Consider the following 17846-nt stretch of genomic DNA (forward strand, 5'->3'; position numbering starts at 1 on the left):
CGGCTCCGTAGGAGCGCCTAGCCGTACGAGAGGTTGGCGCAGGGGTCGTCGTCGGCCGAGCGGGCGGATCCGCTGACACTGGTGGGCAGCGGGGCCGGGGCGGTGGCGGCCCCGCCGGGGGCCGGCGAGGTGGCGCTCGCCGGGCCGGCGGCGGCGAAGTCGTGGCCGAGGACGACGCTGACGCCCCGGCCGCCGGGCTGTACGGTCGCGCCGGGGAAGAGCTTGGCGACCGCCTCGGCGGAGGTGCGCTCGCCCGTGCCGTACTCGACGACGGTGGTGCTGCGGGGCTTGCCGACGGCGTTGCCGACGCTGGTGACGGTGTAGCCGGCGCCCTTGACGGTCTCCGCGGCCCGGCCGCCGAGTCCGGTCTCGCCGGTGCTGTTGAGTACGGAGACCTTCACCTCGGCGGCCTTGGCGTCCGATGCCGGGGTCGGGGCGGGCGGGGCCTCGCCGGCGGGGCTGCCGGGGGTGGCGGAGCCGGCGTCGGCCGGGACGCTGGCGTCCTGGCCGTCGATGGTGCGGTCGGCCTTGAGCGCGGCCCACAGCTGGTCCACGTCGGGGTGCACCAGGGCGACCCGCGGGCCCTCGTAACGCCAGGGAACGGTCAGGAACTTGACGTCGTGCAGGTCCACCTCCTTGAGCGACATGGCGAAGGCGAGCAGCTTGGCGGCCGAGCCGAGCCCGGGGTCGACGGTCAGCGACTTGGTGGCCGCGTCGGCCAGCGGCAGCAGGGTGGTCGGGTCCATGCCGCGGGACTTGACCTCCTTGATGAGGGAGGAGAGGAAGGCCTGCTGACGCTTGGTGCGGCCGATGTCGGAGCCGTCGCCGATGCCGTGCCGGACCCGGACGTAGTCCAGCGCGGACTGGCCCTCGACCTTCTGCTTGCCCTTGGCGAAGAGCAGCTTCCCCTTGCGGCCGAGGTTCGGGTTGAGGTCTCCCTCGTGGATGTCGTTCGGCAGGCAGACCTGGACGCCGCCGACCGCCTTGGTCATCGAGGCGAAGCCGTTGAAGTCCACCACGATGGTGTGGTCGACGCGCAGGTTGGTCAGCTTCTCGACGGCGTTCTGGGTACAGGCCGGGTTGCCTTGGTCGCTGTCTCCGACCGAGAAGGCGCTGTTGAACATCACATTGGTCTGCTCCTTGGTCCACTTGCCGTTGGGGAGCTTGCACGGCGGGATGGTGACCAGGGAGTCGCGGGGGATGGATATGCCGACGGCGTGCTTGTGGTCGGCGTAGACGTGCAGCAGGATCGCGGTGTCCGAGCGGGCGCCGCCGTCCCCGCCGCCGCCCAGGTCGCTGTTGCCGTTGCCGCGGCTGTCCGAACCGATCATCAGGACGTTGACCGGGGTGCGGCCCTGGGCGTCCGGGGCCGCGGCCTCCGGGCGGTCCTTGCTGAGGGCGTCGCCGTCGAAGGTGTTGATGTTGCTGTTCAGCCGGTAGTAGAGGGCGCCGCCGCCGAGGACGGCGAGGGCGGTGCAGCCGGCGGTCGCCCAGAGCACCTTCTCCTTGGCACCGCGCTTGGGCTTCTTCTTGGCCCGGCCCGCCGAACGGCCGCCCGCTGTGTCCGTACTGTCCTGGTTCCGGTCGGTTCTGCGGCCTGCGGTCCGGCGCCCGCCCGCCCGGCGCGGGGAATTCTCGGCTTCGGGGGAACCCTTGCGGCCAGGCATGTCGTCATCCTCCACAGTTGCCATGGGAACCCCCGTCGAAGCGGTGGGTTCGCATGGGCCGGGGTCGGGGCCGATCCAGGCAGGACCCGTCGCTAAACTTTTACACCGCTGTAGAACTTCAGTGGAGCATACTAGGCGCGGATCAGAAAACCAGCTGGTCAGACCATGAGAAATTGATCAGACTGGCTGGTCCGCGCTGCTCCGTACCGGTGCAAGGAGCATGATGACTGATCGGATCATACGTTCGATAGCTGGCGCCCTGGTGGCTCTGCTGGCCGCCGTCGGCCTCGGCGCCGCCACAGCGGGGGCGGCGGTGGCCGCACCCCGAAGCGTCGCGGCAGCGGCAGCGACCCCGGGCACTTCTGCCGAGGGCGCCTTCGGCGCGAGCACTGGACAGGAGGTCCGCACCGAGGCGCGCGCCGGGTCGACCGCCGACTCCGTGCACCTCGCGGCCAAGGACGAGAAGAAGAAAAAGGGCTTCTTCGCCAAGCTGGGCAAGTTCCTGCTGGTCGTGATCATCCTGATCATCCTGTTCTTCGTGCTGCTGATCGTCGGGATCGTCTACGCCGTGAAGCGGATCTTCAGCCGCCGCAAGTAGCCGCCGCCGGTAGCCTCCGGGCGCCGGCCGCGACCCGGGCGTTCGCCGCCGCTCTCCGAGCGGTGGAGCCGGAACGACCGCCCGGGGCGGGCCACTTGACGGCGATTGGCCCTGGCCCGGACGCCGGGACCGCCCGAGGATGAGCGCCATGAGCGACAACCACTCCCACGAGGCCCCCGACCGGCTGCGCCCCGACAGCAGGGTCGTCCACCCGCCGCTCGCCGAGGTCGTCGGCAGCCGTCCGCTCGGCGTGCCACTGCACCAGGGCCACCTGTTCGCCTTCGACACCGGCGACGCGCTCACCCGGGCCCACGGCGGACCGGACGGCGCCTTCTTCTACAACCGCTTCGGCAACCCCACCGTCCGCACCCTGGAACAGGCCGTCGCCGACCTGGAGGGCGGCACCGGAGCCATCGCCACCGCCTCCGGCATGGGCGCGATCAACACCGCGCTGCTCGCCCTGCTGCGCGCCGGCGACCACGTGATCGCCCAACGCAGCCTGTACGGCGGCACCGTCGGGGCGCTGACCGACCTCACCGAGCGGTGGGGCGTCGAGGTCGGCTACGTCAACGGTGACGACCCGGCGGGAGTGGCGGCCGCGCTGCGCCCCACCACCCGGGTGCTGCTCCTGGAGACCGTCTCCAACCCCACCACCAGGGTCACCGACCTGCCCGGACTGATCGCCGTCGCGAAGCGGGCCGGAGTGGTGAGCGTGGTGGACAACACCTTCGCGACCCCGCTGCTGTGCCGCCCGATCGAGCACGGCGCGGACATCGTGATCCACTCCGTGACCAAGTACCTGGGCGGGCACTCGGACGTCCTCGGCGGGATCGCCGTCTTCGCCGACCCGGAGCTGCACCACCGGGTCTGGCGGCGCTCGCTCGAACTCGGCGCCGCCGCCGACCCGTTCGCCGCCTGGCTCACCCTGCGCGGAATGCAGACCCTCGCCCTGCGGGTCCGCCGCCACTGCGAGACCGCGCTCGACCTGGCCGGACGGCTCTCCGCCCACCCCGCGGTCACCGCCGTCCACTACCCGGGCCTGCCCTCCCACCCCGACCACGGGCTCGCCCGCCGTCTGCTCCCCGACGGCCACGGCGGCGTCCTGGCCTTCGACCTGGCCGGCGGCCGTACGGCGGCGGAGACGTTCACCGAGTCCGTCCGGCTGGCCTCGCTGGCTCCGTCCCTGGGCGACGTGCACACCCTGGTGCTGCACCCGGCCAGCACCTCCCACCGGCAGCTGTCGGACGAGGAGTTGGCGGCGATGGGCATCGGCCCCGGCACGGTTCGGGTGTCGGTCGGCATCGAGCACCCGGAGGACATCTGGGCGGACGTCCGGCAGGCGCTGGCGAAGGTGTGAGCGCGGGAGGAGCCGTCGGCGCCGGCCGGCCGACGTCATGAAGGGTCGGCTCGGCGGCCGGTCAGCGCGGCCCGTCAGCGCGGCCGGGGGCGGGCGACCGGGTGGCCGGCTCCGCGCGGGCACCGGGGCGGGCCGCCGGGGAGCGCGAACGCCGGATGACCACCGGTCATACTTGGGCGGCGGCGCCCGGCCCCGGACGCCGCCGCCCGGCCCGGCGCACCCGGCGCCGCACCGATCCGGCCCGCGCACACCCCGTGCCCGCGCCCGCAGACCGCCCCGGAGGAAGCCCGATGAGCCCCCACCAGCCGACCACTCGACCGGCGGCCGGGGCTCCCGGGGTGCCATGGAACCGGCAGCGGCTGCGCAGCAACAACGAGTGGCTGCTGCTGGAACTGCTGCGCACCGGAGGCGGCTCCTCGCGCGCCCAGCTGGCCCGGGACACCGGCCTGTCCAAGCCGACCGTCTCGGCCGCGCTGGCCGAGCTGGAGCGGGCCGGTCTGGTCCGGGAGGCCGGGACGCTTGCCCCCGAGCGCGGCCGCACCGCGGTGCTGTACGAGGCCGACCCGACGGCCGGGTACGTGCTCGGCGTGGACATCGGCCGGGCCCGGCTGCGGGTGGCCGTGGCCGACCTGGCCGGGACGGTCGTCGCCCGCCGGGACGTGGCCAACCGGGGCCGGTCGGCGAACGCGGTCGCGGACGCCGTGGTCGCCACCGCGCACGAGGCGATCGCGGAGGCGGGTCTGGCCGCCGGGGACATCGTGCACGCCGTGATCGGCACCCCGGGCGTGTGGGACGAGCGGCGGCGCGGGGTGCGGTACGCCAGCAGCCTGCCCGGCTGGGGCAGGCCGGGGCTGTTCGACCGGATCGGGGAGGGCCTGGGGACGGCCGTCTCGGTGGCCAACGACGCCAACCTGGCGGCGCTCGGCGAGTACACCCGGGGTGCCGGGCGGGGCAGCCGGATGTTCGCCTACCTGCTGGTCGGCACCGGGCTCGGGCTGGGCGTGGTGAAGGACGGCGAGCTGCTGCTCGGCGCGCACGGCGCGCTGGGCGAGATCGGCCTGGTCCCGCTGCCCGAGCAGGCCGGTCAGCCGGCCGCGACCATCGAGCAGGAGGCCGCCGCGGACGCGGTGGTGCGCGTCGCCCGGGACTTCGGGCTGGACGGGGATCCGGCGGCGCGCCAGCTGACGGCGAAGCAGGTGTTCGAGCGGGCCCGGTCCGGGGAGGCCGCGGCGGTGCGGGCGGTGGAGCGGGAGGCCGAGCGGCTCGCCTACGCGGTGGCCGTGCTGTCGGCCGTCCTGGACCCGGACCTGGTGGTGCTCGGCGGCGGGATCGGCAACAGCGCGGACCTGCTGCTGGAACCGTTGGAGCGGGCCCTGCACCGGCTCGCCCCGATGCGGCCGACGCTCGCGCCGAGCGCCCTGGGGGAGGAGGCGGTGCTCCTCGGCGCGGTCTCCACGGCGCTGGAGACCGCCCGCCCCGAGGTGTTCGAGCGCCGGACGGCGGGGCTGCGCTGACGGCCGGTCGCCGCGCCGCGGCGGCGGCGCGGACGGGACGCTCGGTGGCCGGAAGATCACGATCTGCCAACGAGTGAGGGTTCGGTGGACGGTGCGTATGCGATTCCTGCTTGAATCGCACGACTCATCCAAACGGAACGGAGCGTTCTCCTCCCATGCCTTCACGGATACCCGGTCGCCGTCGGGCCGGTCTGGCCGGTTTCGCCGGACTCGTGCTCACCGTCGGTCTGGCGCTGACCGGTTGCGACCCGTCGGCGACCGACGGCGGTGCCACGGCCTCGGCCACGCCGACCGCCGCCGCCACCTCGGCCGCGCCGACCGCCCCGCCGGCCGCGCCGACCGCCCCGCCGGCCGCCCCGGAGCCGGAGCCGACCAGCGCCCCGCCGGCCCCGGCGGCGCCCGTGGCCCCGGCGGTCACACCGCCGCCGGTGGCGCCTCCGGCCCAGCCCAGCGCCCCCCAGCAGCCGCCCGCCACCAAGGCGCCGCAGCCGAAGGTGACCACCGCCCAGCCGCCGAACGACCCGGAGCCCCCGGCGGCGGCCGGCGCCGGCTGTGAGATCCGCTCGAACGCGGGCAACTGCTACGAGGCCGGGCAGTTCTGCCGCAACGCCGACCTGGGCAAGAGCACCCACGAGGCCGGTGGCCGGGTGATCTACTGCCGGATGGTCAGCGGCAAGCCGCACTGGCAGGCCTGAGGCGCTTCGGCCCCGGACGTCCGCGGTATGGACGTCCGGGGCCGAAGGCGTTCGAGGGCTGAAGGCGTTTGGGCCCGCGAGGGGGGCCTGCGAGGGTGCGGGGGCCGAGGGTGTTCGGGCCCGCGGCTGTTCGGGCCCGGGGTGTTCGGGTTCAGGCGTCGATGACGCCCAGGGTGTCCCAGAACAGGTGCTCGTAGGCCTGGAGCAACAGCCCGTACTCGCGTGCGGTGGCCAGCGTCGGCTCGTCCAGCCGGTCCGGGCCCAGCGCGTCGGCGGCCTGCTGCTCCAGCTCGGGTGCGGGTTGGGCGAAGAAGTCGAAGAACGCGCAGGCTTCGTCGGAGAACCCGTAGTGGTGGCGAAGGGCCTGTGCGATCGTTCCGCAATAACCGCCCCAGGCCGCGAAGTTGGCGACCATGGCGGCGGCCGCGGCAGCCGGCTCGCCGTTCAGGGCGAACCAGGCGAGGCAGTGGGGATAGGCCTGGCAGCCGGGCAGCGGCGGGCGGGTCTCCAGCTCGCCCCGGTCGAGGCCGACGGCGGCGGCGAGCGCGGGCAGGGTGCGCAGCGCGACGCTCTCGCCCTCGGCCATGGTGGCGAACCAGGCGCCGACCGGCCGGTCCGCGCAGCGGCTGGCGAGCAGCAGCAGGCTGCGGCGGTCGGAGCGGATGATCCGGTGCTGCTGGGCGGCGAGTTCGGCCAGCGTCGAGCGTGGCGCGGTGCCGTCGGCGAGCGCCGTGACCAAGGCGGGGGCAGTGTCGCCGGGTGCCAATCCGGCGCGCAGGTCCTGGATCTGGTCGAGGATCGGGTGGTTCACCGGTGCCTCCGGGGTGCGGGTCGGTCCGGGGCCATTCCTACCGTCTGGCGGTGCCGGTGTGGTGGCGACAGGCCGGGAGCCGGTGGAGTCGGGAGCGGGCGAAGCGGTCCTCGGGGTCAGTCGCCGGCGCAGGTCTTGCCGATGTCACCGGCGGCGTCGGTGATCGGCTCGAAGTCGGGCTGCCGGCCGTCGGAGGCCCGGTCGATGGCGTCGATGGCCTTGGAGAGCCGGTCGGTGGCCGCGCCGAGCTTGTCCCCGCCGTTCTGGTGGATCTTCTCGGTGTCGTCGGCGACCTTCTTCAGGGCGTCGAGGGTCTGCTGTCGGTGGCCCTCGTCGACGAGCTGCCCGATGCTGGTCGCCGCATCGCCGAGGTCCTGGACATCGCTGGTGAGGGTGATCGCCGGCTTTCCGCGGTTGAAGGCCTGGTCGGTGTCGCACGCGGCGACCAGCGGGGGAGCAGCGCGAGCGTGGTGGCGGCCAGGCGGTGCGGCTTCCTTGTCATCTCCGTATCCCTCCCGTCGCATCAACGCCGTTGCGCCGCCCCGGGGTTCCGGGAGCCTGCGTGAATGTTGGGAAAGTCTTCAGCGGGCAATGATGGTGATGTGGCGTCAGTTTGTGCGTGCGGCGGCCCCGCGGGTGGTGGCCCGCGGGGCCGCCGTCCGGTCGGGGGCTACCGGTTGGCGGGTGCGGACAGGTCGCGCACCAGGCGGGCGATGGTCGGGGCGGCCACCCCGTGCGCGTCGGCCGCCCGCAGGACGGCGCCGCCGATGGCGTCCAGTTCGGTCGGCCGGCCCGCCTCCACGTCGCGCTGCATCGAGGACTTCATCGAGCCGGGGATGCGGTCGAAGGAGGCGAGCAGGGTCTGTGCGTCCGCCGGCGCGCCGACCGCCCGGGTGACGGCGCTGATCTCGTCCAGGACGGCGAGGAGTTCGGCCCGGTGCTCGGTGCGCACGGTGCCGATCTCGCTCGCGTGCCGGGTGGTGAGCAGGGCGAACGGGGCGAGGAAGGAGAGCTTGCTCCACAGCATCGCGGTCTCGTCCTCGCGCAGGGTGACGTCCAGGCCGGCGTGCCGCAGCCGATCGGCGAACTCGCCGACGGGAGAGGCGTGTTCGGTGGTCGCGCCGAGTTCGATGGCGGCGAACGGGCTGGTGTGCTCGATCCGCCCGGGCGCCGTCCGGGTGGCCTCGATCCGGATCGTGCCGGCCGTCACCAGCCCGGCCGGGTAGCGCTCGCGCAGCAGCGCCATGTGGTCCAGGCCGTTGAGCAGCGGCACCACGATCCCGGTGCCGAGCGTGTGCGCGGGCATCCGGTCGAGCGCGGCGGCCAGAGCCGTCTCCTTGACCGTCACGAAGGCCGCGTCGACCGGCTCGCGCAGCTCGGTGGCGGCCTCGACCCGGGCGGTGAACTCGCCGAACTGGCTGCTGCGGACGCGCAGTCCGTCCCGTGCGATGGTGGCCGCGGTCGCCTCGCCGGCCAGGCAGACGACCCGGTGGCCGTCACGGGCGAGCAGCCCGCCGATCAGCCCGCCGACGCCGCCCGGGCCGAGGACGGCGACGGTCAGGGGGGTGGTGGTCATGATGACTCCCTTGGGGTGGGTGGGGATGGGAAGCGGAGGGCCGCGGTTGCGGGGCTTCCCGGAGGAGGCGGACCTCCAGACCGATCACGGTGAACGGCGGTATGCGCGGGACGGGTTGGGCGCGGGGGAGGAGGATCACTCGGCGTACCTGGTGAGTGCGCCGGGCGCGTGGAGGGACACGTGGTCGAAGCCGAACGGCTCCTCGTGGCGGGGCTTGCGCCCCGGGGCGGGGCGGCGGCGCCGGGTGTCGGGCGCGCGGCGAAGGTGGAGGCCCTCGTGACGCAGGTTGCCGTGAGCGGGGTCGGACACCGGCACGCCCTCGGCGCGCAGCGCCTCGACCAGCTCGTGCGCCGGCCAGCCCAGCAGGTCGATCCCGTGGTAGCCGACCGGGCAGGCAGGCCGGTCATCGCTCGGATTCCGGTCGAACATCACGGCGCGGAGCCGGCCGTCGTCGTCCGCGCAGAGGGTGACGTTCAGACCGGGCAGGAGGAAGCACAGAGCCCAGGAGCAGCCGCAGACGAAGGTGTTCCGCACCCCGTCCGGGGCCGGCGACTCGCCGTGCCCGGCCAGCAGTCCGCGCGCCTGCGCCTCGGTGAGGCCGAAGCGCAGCTCGGGCAGCGGGGCGGGCAGCCGGACGCCGTGGCCGGGCAGCAGGTCGATGGTCACCGGATCATGATTCCCCGTCGGGCGGGCGGACGGGGAGCCGGGGTCGGAAAGGGGCGAGCGCCTTCCGCCACGGCGCGGTTAGGGTGCGGCAGGCGGCGCTGTGCTTCGAGGGGGGAACGAGCGGATGACGGCGGACGGACGGCTGGTCGCGGCGGTACGGGCGCGGGACGTCGACGCGGTGCGGGAGGCGCTCGGTGCGGGAGCGGACCCGAACGCCCGCGGCGCGGACGGGCTGCCGCTGCTGTGGGAGGCCGTGCTCGGATTCGACCACGAGGTCGCCGAGGTCCTGGTCGACCAGGGCGCCGACCCCGACCGTCCGCAGCACGACGGGACGACGCTGCTGCTGCGCGCCGTGGACCTCGGCTCCCCCGCGCTGGTCACGGCGGTCCTGGGCAAGGACCCGGCGCTCAGGCTGTCGGTCGACGCCCGGGAGCGGTTGCTGGCGCTGGCCAGGTCCTGGGACGAGACGGGCGCGGAGGAGGAACTGCGCCGTCGGACCGGGGCCGTCGGACCGGCGCACCGGGTGTCGCTGACCGAGGACCACGCGAAGGTCGAACAGGTCTCGCTCGGCGGGCTGACCGTCCGGGCCGGACACGGGGCCGTGCTGACCGAACTGGAGTGGGCCTTCCGCATCCTCACTCCGGTCGACGAACTGGTGAACCGGGCCGTCAGGCACCGTGACGCCCTGCACGTCGGGCAGTCCGCCTGCCTGTACGTGTTCCACAACCGCCGAAGCCGGGAGACCTGGTCGGCCCTGATGGCCCACCACCGGCACCCCGACCCCGCCCATCGCCGCTTCGTCGCGACCTTCCTGAGCTGCCCGTTCCTCAGGATGGGCGCCACGGTCGAGTACGAGGCGGAGGAGACGGAGCTGATCGCCGCCTGGGCGGCCGTCGAGCCGGACGGCGAGGTGCTGGCGGAGGTCCTCCGTGCCCTGAGTGACCGCGACCACCCCGACGAGGAGGCCCTCGGGCTGCGCCACGCCGACCACCCGGACCCGAGGGTGCGCAGCGAGGTGCCGCGCCGCCTCGGCGCCCCGCTGACCGCGGCGGGGCACGCCTGCGTGCTCCGGCTGACGCGGGACCCGGACGCGGCGGTCCGGCGTGCCGCCGCCGGCTCGCTCGGCGACGGACGGCGCACCCCGCAGACCAGGGCCGCGCTGCTCGCCCTGACCCGGGACGAGTCGGCGGCCGTCCAGGGCGCCGCGGCCGACGTCCTCGCCCACTCCGCGGACCGGACGCCCGAGGTCGCCGACGCCCTGGCCGCGCTGTTGGACGTGGACGACCACCTGGTGCGGCTGGCGGCCGCCCACGGCCTCGCGGTGCGGGACGACCCGCGCACGGCGCTGGCGGTGGAGCGGCTCGGGCCGCTGAGCCGGCCGGAGTACCGGTACGAACACAGGGCGGACGCGGTGAGGGACTGGCGGCTCCGCAACCGGCCCGGGGAGACCCGCGCGCCCGAGGAGATCCGGGGGTCTGCGGGGATCCGGGGGTCTGCGGGGATCCGGGGCTCCAAGGAGACCTAGCACCACCTGCGGGGTTCGGTTTTCCGAACCCCGGATTCGGGTGCCAGCACAATCGATCTCCCGGGCCCGGACGCCCACGATGGAGGGCATGAACGGGATGACGACAGCCGCCACCACGGCGGCGTACGGCGGCGGGGTGTCGGGTGCGGCCCTGAGCGCGGCCGGGCTGCACCGGGAGTACGGGCGCGGCGCGGCGGCGGTGCGGGCGCTGCGCGGGGTCTCGGTGGCCTTCGCGCCGGGGACGTTCACGGCGGTGATGGGGCCCTCCGGCTCCGGCAAGACCACCCTGCTGCACTGCCTGGCCGGGATGGACCGCCCGACCAGGGGCACCGTGCGGTGGGGCGACACCGAGGTGTCCGGGCTGCCGGAGAGGCGACTGGCGGAGCTGCGCCGCACCCGGGTGGGGTTGGTGTTCCAGGCCTTCAACCTGATGCCCGCGATGACGGTGGCGCAGAACGTCGAGTTGCCCGGGCGGCTGGCCGGGCAGCCACCGGAGCGGGCCGGGGTCCGCGAGGCGCTGGCCCGGGTCGGGCTGGGCGGGCGGGAGCGGTACAGGCCCGGGCAGTTGTCGGGAGGCCAGCAGCAGCGGGTGGCGATAGCCCGTGCGCTGACCTCCCGACCGGAGGTGCTGTTCGCCGACGAGCCGACCGGCGCGCTGGACCGCGCCACCGGACAGGAGATCCTCGGTCTGCTGCGCGCGGGCGTCGACACCGACGGGCAGACCTGTGTGATGGTCACCCACGACCCGGTCGCCGCCGGATACGCGGACCGGGTGCTGCTGCTGGCGGACGGCCTGCTGGTGGACGAGCTGACCCATCCGACCGCCGCGCGGGTCGGCGAGGCGCTCAGCCGGTTGGGCGGGGGAGCGCGATGAGCAGTCCCGTGCTGGCCCTGTCGGCGGGGCAGATCCGTCGCCGTCCGGCGTCCTTCGCCGGGCTGGGGGCGGCGCTGTTCCTGGCGATGGCGGCCGTGACGCTGTTCGGCTCACTGGTCGCCGCGCAGGTCACGGCGCCCGCGGCGGTGACGCGGGCGGCGGTGTCCGGGCCGGGCCTGATGCCGATCGCCGGGGGCTTCGGGGAGATCGCCGTCCTGGTCGCGCTGTTCGTCGTGGTCAACGCGCTCGGCTTCACCCTGCGCCAGCAGCACCGCGACCTGGCGCTGCTGCGCACCGTCGCGGCGACACCCCGTCAGGTGCGGCGGGTGGTGCGCGCGCAGGTGGCCGCGACCACCCTGTTGGTGGCCGTACCTGGCGGCCTGACGGGACACCTTGCCGCCCGCGCCTTCCTCACCGCGCTCCAGCGGCGCGGGATGGCCGCGCCCGGGCTGCGCATACCCGGCGCGCCGGTGCCGGCGCTGGTCGCGCTCGCGGTGGCGCTGCTGGTCGGCCTCGCCGCCACCGCCGTCTCGGTGCACCGGGTCACCCGGCCGGCTCCGGCGGTCGCGCTGACCGAGGGCGCGGGCGGGCCTCGGCGGACGGGTGCGCCGCGGTTGCTCGCCGGCGTGGCGGTGCTCGCGGGCGGCGGGGTGCTACTGCGGCTGGCGGCGAGCCGGCCGCCCGGGGAGCTGGACAAGGCGGGGCAGGCCTCGCTGCTCGGTTCGCTGGTGCTGCTGGTGGCGGTCGGACTGCTGGGGCCGGCGGCGGCGCGGGTCCTGGCCCCGGTGCTGGGCGCTCCGGCGCGGGCACTCGCCCCCCGGGCGGGCTGGCTGGCGGACGCCAACCTGCGCGGCTACGCGGCCCGGCTCGCCTCCGCGGTGGTGCCGGTCGCGCTGCTGGTCGGGCTCTCCGGCACCATGCTGGTCCTGACCAGCACCGCCGAGCAGGTCGCCCGGGCGACGGGTGCCACGACCAGTGTCACCAAGGAGAGCGACATCTGGCTGCGCGAGATGGAGCTCGGGCTGCTGGTCTGCTTCGCGGCGGTCTCCACGGTCAACACCCTGGTGGCGCTGACCGCCGACCGGCGCCGCGAGTTCGCGCTGCTGCGCCTGGTCGGGGCGACGCGGCGGCAGCTGCTGCGGATGCTCTCCGTGGAGGCGGCGCTGACCACCGCGATCGGCGTGCTGCTGGGCACGGCGGTGGCGGCGGCGGCCTCCGGGGCGTTCAGCCTGGCGGTGACGGGTTCGGTGGTGCCGGTGGTGCCGGGCGCGGCGTGCGCCTGGGTGCTGCTGGGGGCGGCGGTGCTCACCGTGCCGGGGATCGTGGGTACCGGTCTGTGGGCGGTCGGCGGCGCGGCGGTGGAGTCGGCGGGCGTGGAACGGGGGTGAGGCCAGGGAGGTGAAGAGGCGACGGAGGGAGGCTTCCGGGTGCGGGCATGCGTCAGCGGACTGACGGGGCGTCCGTACGGAGGGGCAGGTGAGTGCGGTGAGTGCGGTGGTTGCGAGGGTTCCGGAGGTGCCTGGTGGATGCTGGGGGCTGGTCGGCGGGTGAGTGGTGAGGTGGATGGTGGCTGAGCGGCGGCGGTACGGGTCGGTGCACGGTGGTGAACTGGCCTTTGCGGTGGCCGGGTTGCCGCTCGGAGTGCTCGGCGGGGTGTACGCCGTCGCCGTCCTCTACGCGGGGGCCCTGCTCTCACTCACCGTGCTGGGCCTGCCGTTCGTGGTGGCCGCGCTGCTCGGGGCGCGCAGGCTCGGTGGCCCGCACCGGTGGCTGGTCGGGCGGCTACTGGGGGAGTCGGTGCCCGCTCCTCCTCCGCTGCCGCGCCCGTCCGGGGTGCTCGCCCGGGGCAGGGTGGCGCTGACCGACCCGGTGGCCTGGCGGACGCTGCTCTACCTCTTCCTGCGGCTTCCACTGGGCGTGCTCGGCTTCCTGGCCGTGGTCGTGCTGCCGCTCGGCAGCATCTGGCTGGTGGGCTTCCCGTTCTGGGCGCGGATGGTGGAGCCGGGCCCGAGGTTGATCGGCCTGCTGGACCTGGGCGCGGTCCCGGCCGGCCTCACGGTGCTGGCCGTGGTACCCGCCGCGCTGCATGTCGTCAGCGCGGCGAACCGTGCGCTGGCCCGCGCGCTGCTCGGGCCGGCGCGCTCCCAGCAACGGGTGCGCCAGTTGGAGCACGCCCGGGCCGTCCTGCTGGCCGAGAACACCGACCGACTGCGGCGCCTGGAACGCGACCTGCACGACGGCACCCAGGCGCAGCTGGTCGCGCTCGCCATCACCCTGTCCCTGGCCGACGACGTGTTGGCCGATGACGTGCCGGGCGGCAGCGTTCCGGCCGACGGTGCTCCCGTAGCGGGAAGGCGCCCGGATGGCCCCGACCTCGGGCGGCTGCGCACCCTGGTCGACCGGGCCCGCGAGCAGACCGACGCCACCATCACCGGTCTGCGCCGGCTGACCAAGGGCATCCACCCGGTCGCGCTGGACGGCGGGTTGGCCGAGGCGCTGCCGGGGCTGACCGCCACCTCGCCGGTGCCGGTCGAGGTCCGGCTGGACCTGCGGGAGCGCCCGGACGAAGTGATCGAGCGGGCCGTCTACTTCTGCGCGGCCGAACTGCTCACCAATGTGGCCAAGCACAGCGGGGCACGGTCGGTGGAACTGAGCCTGCGCGCGGCCCGCGGGAGGGTCCGGTTGACCGTGCGCGACGACGGGCACGGTGGTGCCGCGATCGGTGCCGGCACCGGGCTGGCGGGCCTGGCCGAGCGGCTGGCCGCGGTGGACGGGCTGCTGCGGGTGGACAGCCCGCCCGGCGGGCCGACGGTGGTCAGCGCCGAGCTGCCCGCCCGACTGTGACAGGAGGTCAACGGTCGGAGCGACCGCCGGGGTGGGTTCAGGCGCCGCACTCCGCGAGGTAGGTGAGCACGGCCTTGACCCGCCGGTTGTCGGCGTCGCTCGCGGGCAGGTCGAACTTGCCGAACACCGCCGCCACGTGCTTCTCCACCGCCCGCTCGGACACCACCAGCAGCGAGGCGATCGAACGATTGGAGTGCCCCTGGGCCATCAGCTCCAGCACCTCCCGCTCGCGCGGGGTGAGGGCGTCCACCCGGCTGCGCCGCCCGCCGTGCAGCAGGGCGTTGACGATCTCCGGGTCGAGGGCCGCGCCACCGGCGGCGACCCGGTGCAGGGCGTCCACGAACTCGGAGGTGCGGGCCACCCGTTCCTTGAGCAGGTAGCCGACGCCGGCGGCGCCGTCAGCCAGCAACCGGGCGGCCCAGGCGGTCTCGACGTGCTGGGAGAAGACCAGGATGCCGACCTCGGGCAGCGCGGCCCGGATCTCGACCGCGGCCCGGATGCCCTCGTCGGTGTGGCTGGGCGGCATCCGGATGTCGACCACGGCCACGTCGGGCCGGTGCTCGGTGACGGCGGCGACCAGCTCGGGTGCCGTCCCGGCGGTGGCGACCACCACGCACCCACGGGCGGTGAGGAGTTCGACCATGCCGTCGCGGAGGATCACCGAGTCCTCGGCGAGGACGACGCGGAGCTGCTTGTCGATCATGCCGTCATTATCCGGGCCTCCCGCGGCCGACCCGGGCGCGGGCCGCGGGTGCCGCCGATTTCGGTCGGCGGCGGCCTGCGTCGGCTTGCGTAGGACCGGGAAAACCTTCAGTTGAGACTGGACAGCCCAGACTGATGAATTTACCGTGGAACCGTGACCGAGAAGCGAACTGTCCGTTCCTCCGCCGCCGCGACTCCCACGGCCTCCGTGGCCTCCGTGGCCTCTGCGGCCGACTCCGCACACCCTGACGTTCCCGACACCGCGGCGCTGGCCGCGCGCGAACTGCGCGCCGTCTTCAGCCGGTTGCGCCGCACCCTGCGCGAGACGAGCGCCACCAGCGACCTGACCCCCTCCCAGACCGCCGTGCTCAGCAGGCTGATCAACGACGGGCCGGCCTCGGCCAGCGCGCTGGCCGCCGCGGAGCGGGTCCGCCCGCAGTCGATGGCCGCCACCGTCGCCGCGCTCGAAGAGCACGGCCTGGTCGGGCGCAGCCCCGACCCCGAGGACGGCCGACGCCAGGTGGTCAGCCTCACCGAGACCGGGCTGGCCTATGTCGCGGGACGCCGCCAGGCCCGCCAAGGCCGGCTGGCCCGGGCCATGGCGGATCACTACACCGAGGCCGAGCGCGCCACCGTGCTGGAGGCGCTGGCCCTGATAGACCGGCTGAACCGGTGAGGCCCGGCCCAGGGGCCCTGCCGGCCCGGTTACGGGCGGGCTGTCACCGGTCCGCTCCGGACGACGGGTTCAACCGTCGACTGATCGCACCGATGGTGCTCGGCTCGGTGCTCAACCCGATCAACTCGTCGATGATCGCGGTGGCCCTGGTGCCGGTGGGCGCCGCCTTCGGCGCTCCGCCGGCCGAGACCGCCTGGCTGGTCACCGCGCTCTACCTGGCCACCGCCGTCGGCCAGCCGGTGATCGGACGGCTGGTGGACACCTACGGCCCGCGCCGGCTCTACCTCGCCGGGACGGCCCTGGTCGGCATCGCCGGCCTGCTCGGCTCGCTCGCCCCGTCGCTCGGGCCGCTGATCGCCGCGCGGGTGCTGCTCGGGCTGGGCACCTCCGCGGCGTACCCCGCCGCGATGCACCTGACCCGCAGCGAGGCCGAGCGGACCGGGCGGTCCAGCCCCACCGGGGTGCTGACGGTGCTGGCGGTCGCCAACCAGACCGTCGCCGTGGTCGGTCCCACCCTCGGCGGCCTGTTGATCGGCGCGGGCGGCTGGCGGACGGTCTTCGCCGTCAACGTCCCACTGTCGCTGGCCTGTCTGGCGCTCGGCGCGGCCCGGCTTCCCGTCGCCGGGCGCCGACCCCGGGCGGACGGACCCGAGGGATCCGACGGACCCGACGGACCCGACGGACCCGAGGGATCCGACGGACCCGACGGTCTGGACGGACTGGACGGGCCCGACGGCGAACAACCCGGTGGCGCCGACCGCCCGGCCCGGCTGGACCACGCCGGGATCGCGCTGTTCGCGGTCCTCCTGCTCGCCCTGATGCTGTTCCTGATGAAGCCCGACCCCGCGCGCTGGTATCTGCCGGTGTCCGCCGTCCTGGCGGCCGCGGGCTTCGCCGTCCGCGAGCGCCGGGCCCGTACGCCCTTCATCGACCTGGGAGCGCTGGCCGGCAATCGGCCGTTGATCGCCACCTACCTGCGCCAAGTCCTCGGCTACACCGCCATCTACGCCTTCCTCTACGGCTACACCCAATGGCTGGAAGAGGGGCGCGGCCTGTCGGCCACCACCGCCGGACTGGTGCTGCTGCCGCTCTCGCTGAGCGCCCTCGCGGCCTCCGGCATCAGTGGCCGCAGCCCGGCCGTGCGCGGCAAACTGCTGGTCGGGTCCGGCTGCCAGATCGCGGCCTGCGCCGCCCTGCTGCTGGTGCACACGAGCAGCCCGGGAATCCTGCTGATCGCCGTCGGCGTCCTGGCGGGCCTCTCCCAGGGGCTCATCGGGCTCGGCACCCAGACCGCCCTCTACCACCAGGCGGACCCGGCCGCCATCGCCTCGGCCGCCGGGCTGCTGCGCACCTTCATGTACCTCGGCGCCATGGCGGCCTCGGCCGCGAACGCCGCCTTCTTCCCCCACGGTGCCACCACGGGCGGGCTGCACCACCTCGCGCTCTTCATGCTCGGCGCCGCGGCCCTGCTCTTCCTGCTCATCTTGCCCGACCGCTCGCTCGGACGACGGGAAGCGCCGGTGCGGCAGAAACCATGACAGGAAGCCGGCTGCAGGTGGCCCGGCTTTCGAAGCCGCTGCCGCCGCGGGGCTCCAGCCCCGTGGGTCAGGCCTGTTGGGCGACCCCGGGCCGTAGCGTCAGGTAGTCGTCGAGACGGGCCGAGGCGGTGAGCATCGCCAGGCCCCGGGCGGTGAGGCGCTGCTGCCAGCCGTCGAGGGCGGCGGTCAACTCGCCGGTGCCGCCCGCCGTGCGGATCTGCCGCAGCACGGTGGCGATGTGGTCCAGCAGGTAGCCGCCCCGGCGCAGCAGGTGGGCGAGTTCGGCGTCGCGGACGTCGGCCGGGAGGTAGCGGCGGTGTCCGGTGACGCGGTCCCGGGCGGGGGTGAGGATGCCGGCCGCCTCCCAGGACCGCAGGGTCGCGGGGGTGACGCCCAGCCGGTGTGCGACCTCGCCGACGGTGCGGGCGCCGGGCCGTACGGGAAGGCCCGTTCCGGTGGCGGACCCGGCGGTCAGGTGGCCGACGGCTTCGCGGACGGCGGCGAGGGTCTCCCGGTCCCGCAGCAACTGGGCGTGACCCCGGTCGAGTTGGGCGATGGCGTCGTCGAGCCGGTCGGCGTGGACGGCGGTCATGGCCGCGCCGGCGGTCGGGTGCCCGTACCCGGCGACCAGGGCGAGGTAGGCGCGCAGGGAGACCGCGTGCGACTCCGTGTAGATCCGGTAGCCGGTGGGCGTGCGTTCGGCGGGCGGGAGGAAGCCGTCACGCTCGTAGTTGCGGATCGCCTGGGTCGAGATGCCGTGCTCGCGTGCCAGGTCGGCGGGGCGCATGGCCGTCTCCACTTCG

The 17846-nt window shown here is 74.8% G+C and carries 17 protein-coding genes; 10 read left to right on the plus strand and 7 right to left on the minus strand.

Going from position 1 to position 17846, the window contains the following annotated elements; all coding sequences use genetic code 11:
• Positions 1-17: 17 nt before the first annotated feature.
• Entirely contained in the window at positions 18-1667 is a 1650-nt protein-coding gene (locus QWJ13_RS19455) for an LCP family protein (protein WP_316525938.1), read from the minus strand.
• A 223-nt stretch (positions 1668-1890) separates the two neighbouring features.
• Between QWJ13_RS19455 and QWJ13_RS19460 the strand changes: the two genes are divergently transcribed.
• From QWJ13_RS19460 to QWJ13_RS19475, 4 genes are all read left to right on the plus strand, one after another.
• Positions 1891-2265 (plus strand): hypothetical protein, encoded by a 375-nt coding sequence (locus QWJ13_RS19460; RefSeq protein ID WP_316525940.1) that lies wholly within the window; start codon positions 1891-1893, stop codon positions 2263-2265.
• A gap of 148 nt (positions 2266-2413) precedes the next feature.
• Positions 2414-3622, plus strand: coding sequence for a trans-sulfuration enzyme family protein (locus QWJ13_RS19465; RefSeq protein WP_316525941.1), 1209 nt, complete (start codon positions 2414-2416; stop codon positions 3620-3622).
• A 290-nt stretch (positions 3623-3912) separates the two neighbouring features.
• Complete coding sequence (locus tag QWJ13_RS19470) at positions 3913-5136, plus strand: ROK family transcriptional regulator (RefSeq protein WP_316525942.1); 1224 nt, start codon at positions 3913-3915, stop codon at positions 5134-5136.
• Between the two features lie 155 nt (positions 5137-5291).
• Positions 5292-5831 (plus strand): hypothetical protein, encoded by a 540-nt coding sequence (locus QWJ13_RS19475; protein WP_316525944.1) that lies wholly within the window; start codon positions 5292-5294, stop codon positions 5829-5831.
• A 151-nt stretch (positions 5832-5982) separates the two neighbouring features.
• On the opposite strand, the gene QWJ13_RS19480 is transcribed toward QWJ13_RS19475, so the two are convergent.
• The 4 genes from QWJ13_RS19480 to QWJ13_RS19495 all read right to left on the minus strand — a co-directional run bounded on the left by QWJ13_RS19480 (position 5983) and on the right by QWJ13_RS19495 (position 8884).
• Complete coding sequence (locus QWJ13_RS19480) at positions 5983-6642, minus strand: thiaminase II/PqqC family protein (RefSeq protein WP_316525945.1); 660 nt, start codon at positions 6640-6642, stop codon at positions 5983-5985.
• Between the two features lie 116 nt (positions 6643-6758).
• The gene (locus tag QWJ13_RS19485; RefSeq protein ID WP_316525947.1) at positions 6759-7166 is read right to left on the minus strand and encodes a hypothetical protein; all 408 of its coding nucleotides are present in this window, start codon (positions 7164-7166) and stop codon (positions 6759-6761) included.
• Between the two features lie 146 nt (positions 7167-7312).
• On the minus strand, positions 7313-8218 hold the full coding sequence (locus QWJ13_RS19490; protein ID WP_316525948.1) for a ketopantoate reductase family protein: 906 nt from the start codon (positions 8216-8218) through the stop codon (positions 7313-7315).
• Positions 8219-8353: 135 nt separating this feature from the next.
• Positions 8354-8884, minus strand: coding sequence for a hypothetical protein (locus QWJ13_RS19495; protein WP_316525949.1), 531 nt, complete (start codon positions 8882-8884; stop codon positions 8354-8356).
• A gap of 124 nt (positions 8885-9008) precedes the next feature.
• On the opposite strand from QWJ13_RS19495, the gene QWJ13_RS19500 reads away from it, so the two are divergent.
• From QWJ13_RS19500 to QWJ13_RS19515, 4 genes are all read left to right on the plus strand, one after another.
• Entirely contained in the window at positions 9009-10409 is a 1401-nt protein-coding gene (locus QWJ13_RS19500; protein WP_316525950.1) for a HEAT repeat domain-containing protein, read from the plus strand.
• Between the two features lie 88 nt (positions 10410-10497).
• Positions 10498-11283, plus strand: a complete 786-nt coding sequence (locus tag QWJ13_RS19505; RefSeq protein ID WP_316525951.1) for an ABC transporter ATP-binding protein — start codon at positions 10498-10500, stop codon at positions 11281-11283.
• Positions 11280-12671, plus strand: coding sequence for an FtsX-like permease family protein (locus QWJ13_RS19510; RefSeq protein ID WP_316525952.1), 1392 nt, complete (start codon positions 11280-11282; stop codon positions 12669-12671). Before QWJ13_RS19505 ends, QWJ13_RS19510 begins: the two co-directional genes overlap by 4 nt.
• Before the next feature lie 175 nt (positions 12672-12846).
• Positions 12847-14127 carry a sensor histidine kinase gene (locus tag QWJ13_RS19515; RefSeq protein ID WP_316525953.1) on the plus strand — a complete coding sequence of 427 codons (1281 nt, stop codon included), beginning with the start codon at positions 12847-12849 and terminating at the stop codon, positions 14125-14127.
• A gap of 37 nt (positions 14128-14164) precedes the next feature.
• Here QWJ13_RS19515 and QWJ13_RS19520 read toward each other — a convergent pair whose 3' ends face one another.
• A complete protein-coding gene (locus tag QWJ13_RS19520) occupies positions 14165-14830 on the minus strand; it encodes a response regulator (protein ID WP_316525954.1) in 666 nt (221 codons plus the stop codon).
• Positions 14831-15046: 216 nt separating this feature from the next.
• On the opposite strand from QWJ13_RS19520, the gene QWJ13_RS19525 reads away from it, so the two are divergent.
• Both QWJ13_RS19525 and QWJ13_RS19530 read left to right on the plus strand, forming a co-directional pair.
• A complete protein-coding gene (locus tag QWJ13_RS19525) occupies positions 15047-15505 on the plus strand; it encodes a MarR family winged helix-turn-helix transcriptional regulator (RefSeq protein ID WP_316526031.1) in 459 nt (152 codons plus the stop codon).
• Between the two features lie 92 nt (positions 15506-15597).
• Positions 15598-17043: an MFS transporter gene (locus QWJ13_RS19530; protein WP_316525955.1), complete on the plus strand. Its 1446-nt coding sequence runs from the start codon at positions 15598-15600 to the stop codon at positions 17041-17043.
• 67 nt (positions 17044-17110) lie between these two features.
• Here the strand turns inward: QWJ13_RS19530 and QWJ13_RS19535 are convergent, their stop codons facing one another.
• A complete protein-coding gene (locus QWJ13_RS19535; protein WP_316525956.1) occupies positions 17111-17830 on the minus strand; it encodes a TioE family transcriptional regulator in 720 nt (239 codons plus the stop codon).
• Positions 17831-17846: the final 16 nt, after the last annotated feature.

Source organism: Kitasatospora brasiliensis (assembly GCF_032654805.1).
In the GTDB taxonomy this organism is placed as follows: Bacteria; Actinomycetota; Actinomycetes; order Streptomycetales; family Streptomycetaceae; genus Kitasatospora; species Kitasatospora brasiliensis.

What these genes read in the sequence shown, in the direction of transcription:
- QWJ13_RS19455 (WP_316525938.1), bottom strand. Translation starts at nt 1,667, where the DNA reads ATGCCTGGCCGCAAGGGTTCCCCCGAAGCCGAGAATTCCCCGCGCCGG.
- QWJ13_RS19460 (WP_316525940.1), top strand. Translation starts at nt 1,891, where the DNA reads ATGACTGATCGGATCATACGTTCGATAGCTGGCGCCCTGGTGGCTCTG.
- QWJ13_RS19465 (WP_316525941.1), top strand. Translation starts at nt 2,414, where the DNA reads ATGAGCGACAACCACTCCCACGAGGCCCCCGACCGGCTGCGCCCCGAC.
- QWJ13_RS19470 (WP_316525942.1), top strand. Translation starts at nt 3,913, where the DNA reads ATGAGCCCCCACCAGCCGACCACTCGACCGGCGGCCGGGGCTCCCGGG.
- QWJ13_RS19475 (WP_316525944.1), top strand. Translation starts at nt 5,292, where the DNA reads ATGCCTTCACGGATACCCGGTCGCCGTCGGGCCGGTCTGGCCGGTTTC.
- QWJ13_RS19485 (WP_316525947.1), bottom strand. Translation starts at nt 7,166, where the DNA reads ATGCGACGGGAGGGATACGGAGATGACAAGGAAGCCGCACCGCCTGGC.
- QWJ13_RS19490 (WP_316525948.1), bottom strand. Translation starts at nt 8,218, where the DNA reads ATGACCACCACCCCCCTGACCGTCGCCGTCCTCGGCCCGGGCGGCGTC.
- QWJ13_RS19500 (WP_316525950.1), top strand. Translation starts at nt 9,009, where the DNA reads ATGACGGCGGACGGACGGCTGGTCGCGGCGGTACGGGCGCGGGACGTC.
- QWJ13_RS19505 (WP_316525951.1), top strand. Translation starts at nt 10,498, where the DNA reads ATGAACGGGATGACGACAGCCGCCACCACGGCGGCGTACGGCGGCGGG.
- QWJ13_RS19510 (WP_316525952.1), top strand. Translation starts at nt 11,280, where the DNA reads ATGAGCAGTCCCGTGCTGGCCCTGTCGGCGGGGCAGATCCGTCGCCGT.
- QWJ13_RS19515 (WP_316525953.1), top strand. Translation starts at nt 12,847, where the DNA reads ATGGTGGCTGAGCGGCGGCGGTACGGGTCGGTGCACGGTGGTGAACTG.
- QWJ13_RS19520 (WP_316525954.1), bottom strand. Translation starts at nt 14,830, where the DNA reads ATGATCGACAAGCAGCTCCGCGTCGTCCTCGCCGAGGACTCGGTGATC.
- QWJ13_RS19530 (WP_316525955.1), top strand. Translation starts at nt 15,598, where the DNA reads ATGGTGCTCGGCTCGGTGCTCAACCCGATCAACTCGTCGATGATCGCG.
- QWJ13_RS19535 (WP_316525956.1), bottom strand. Translation starts at nt 17,830, where the DNA reads ATGCGCCCCGCCGACCTGGCACGCGAGCACGGCATCTCGACCCAGGCG.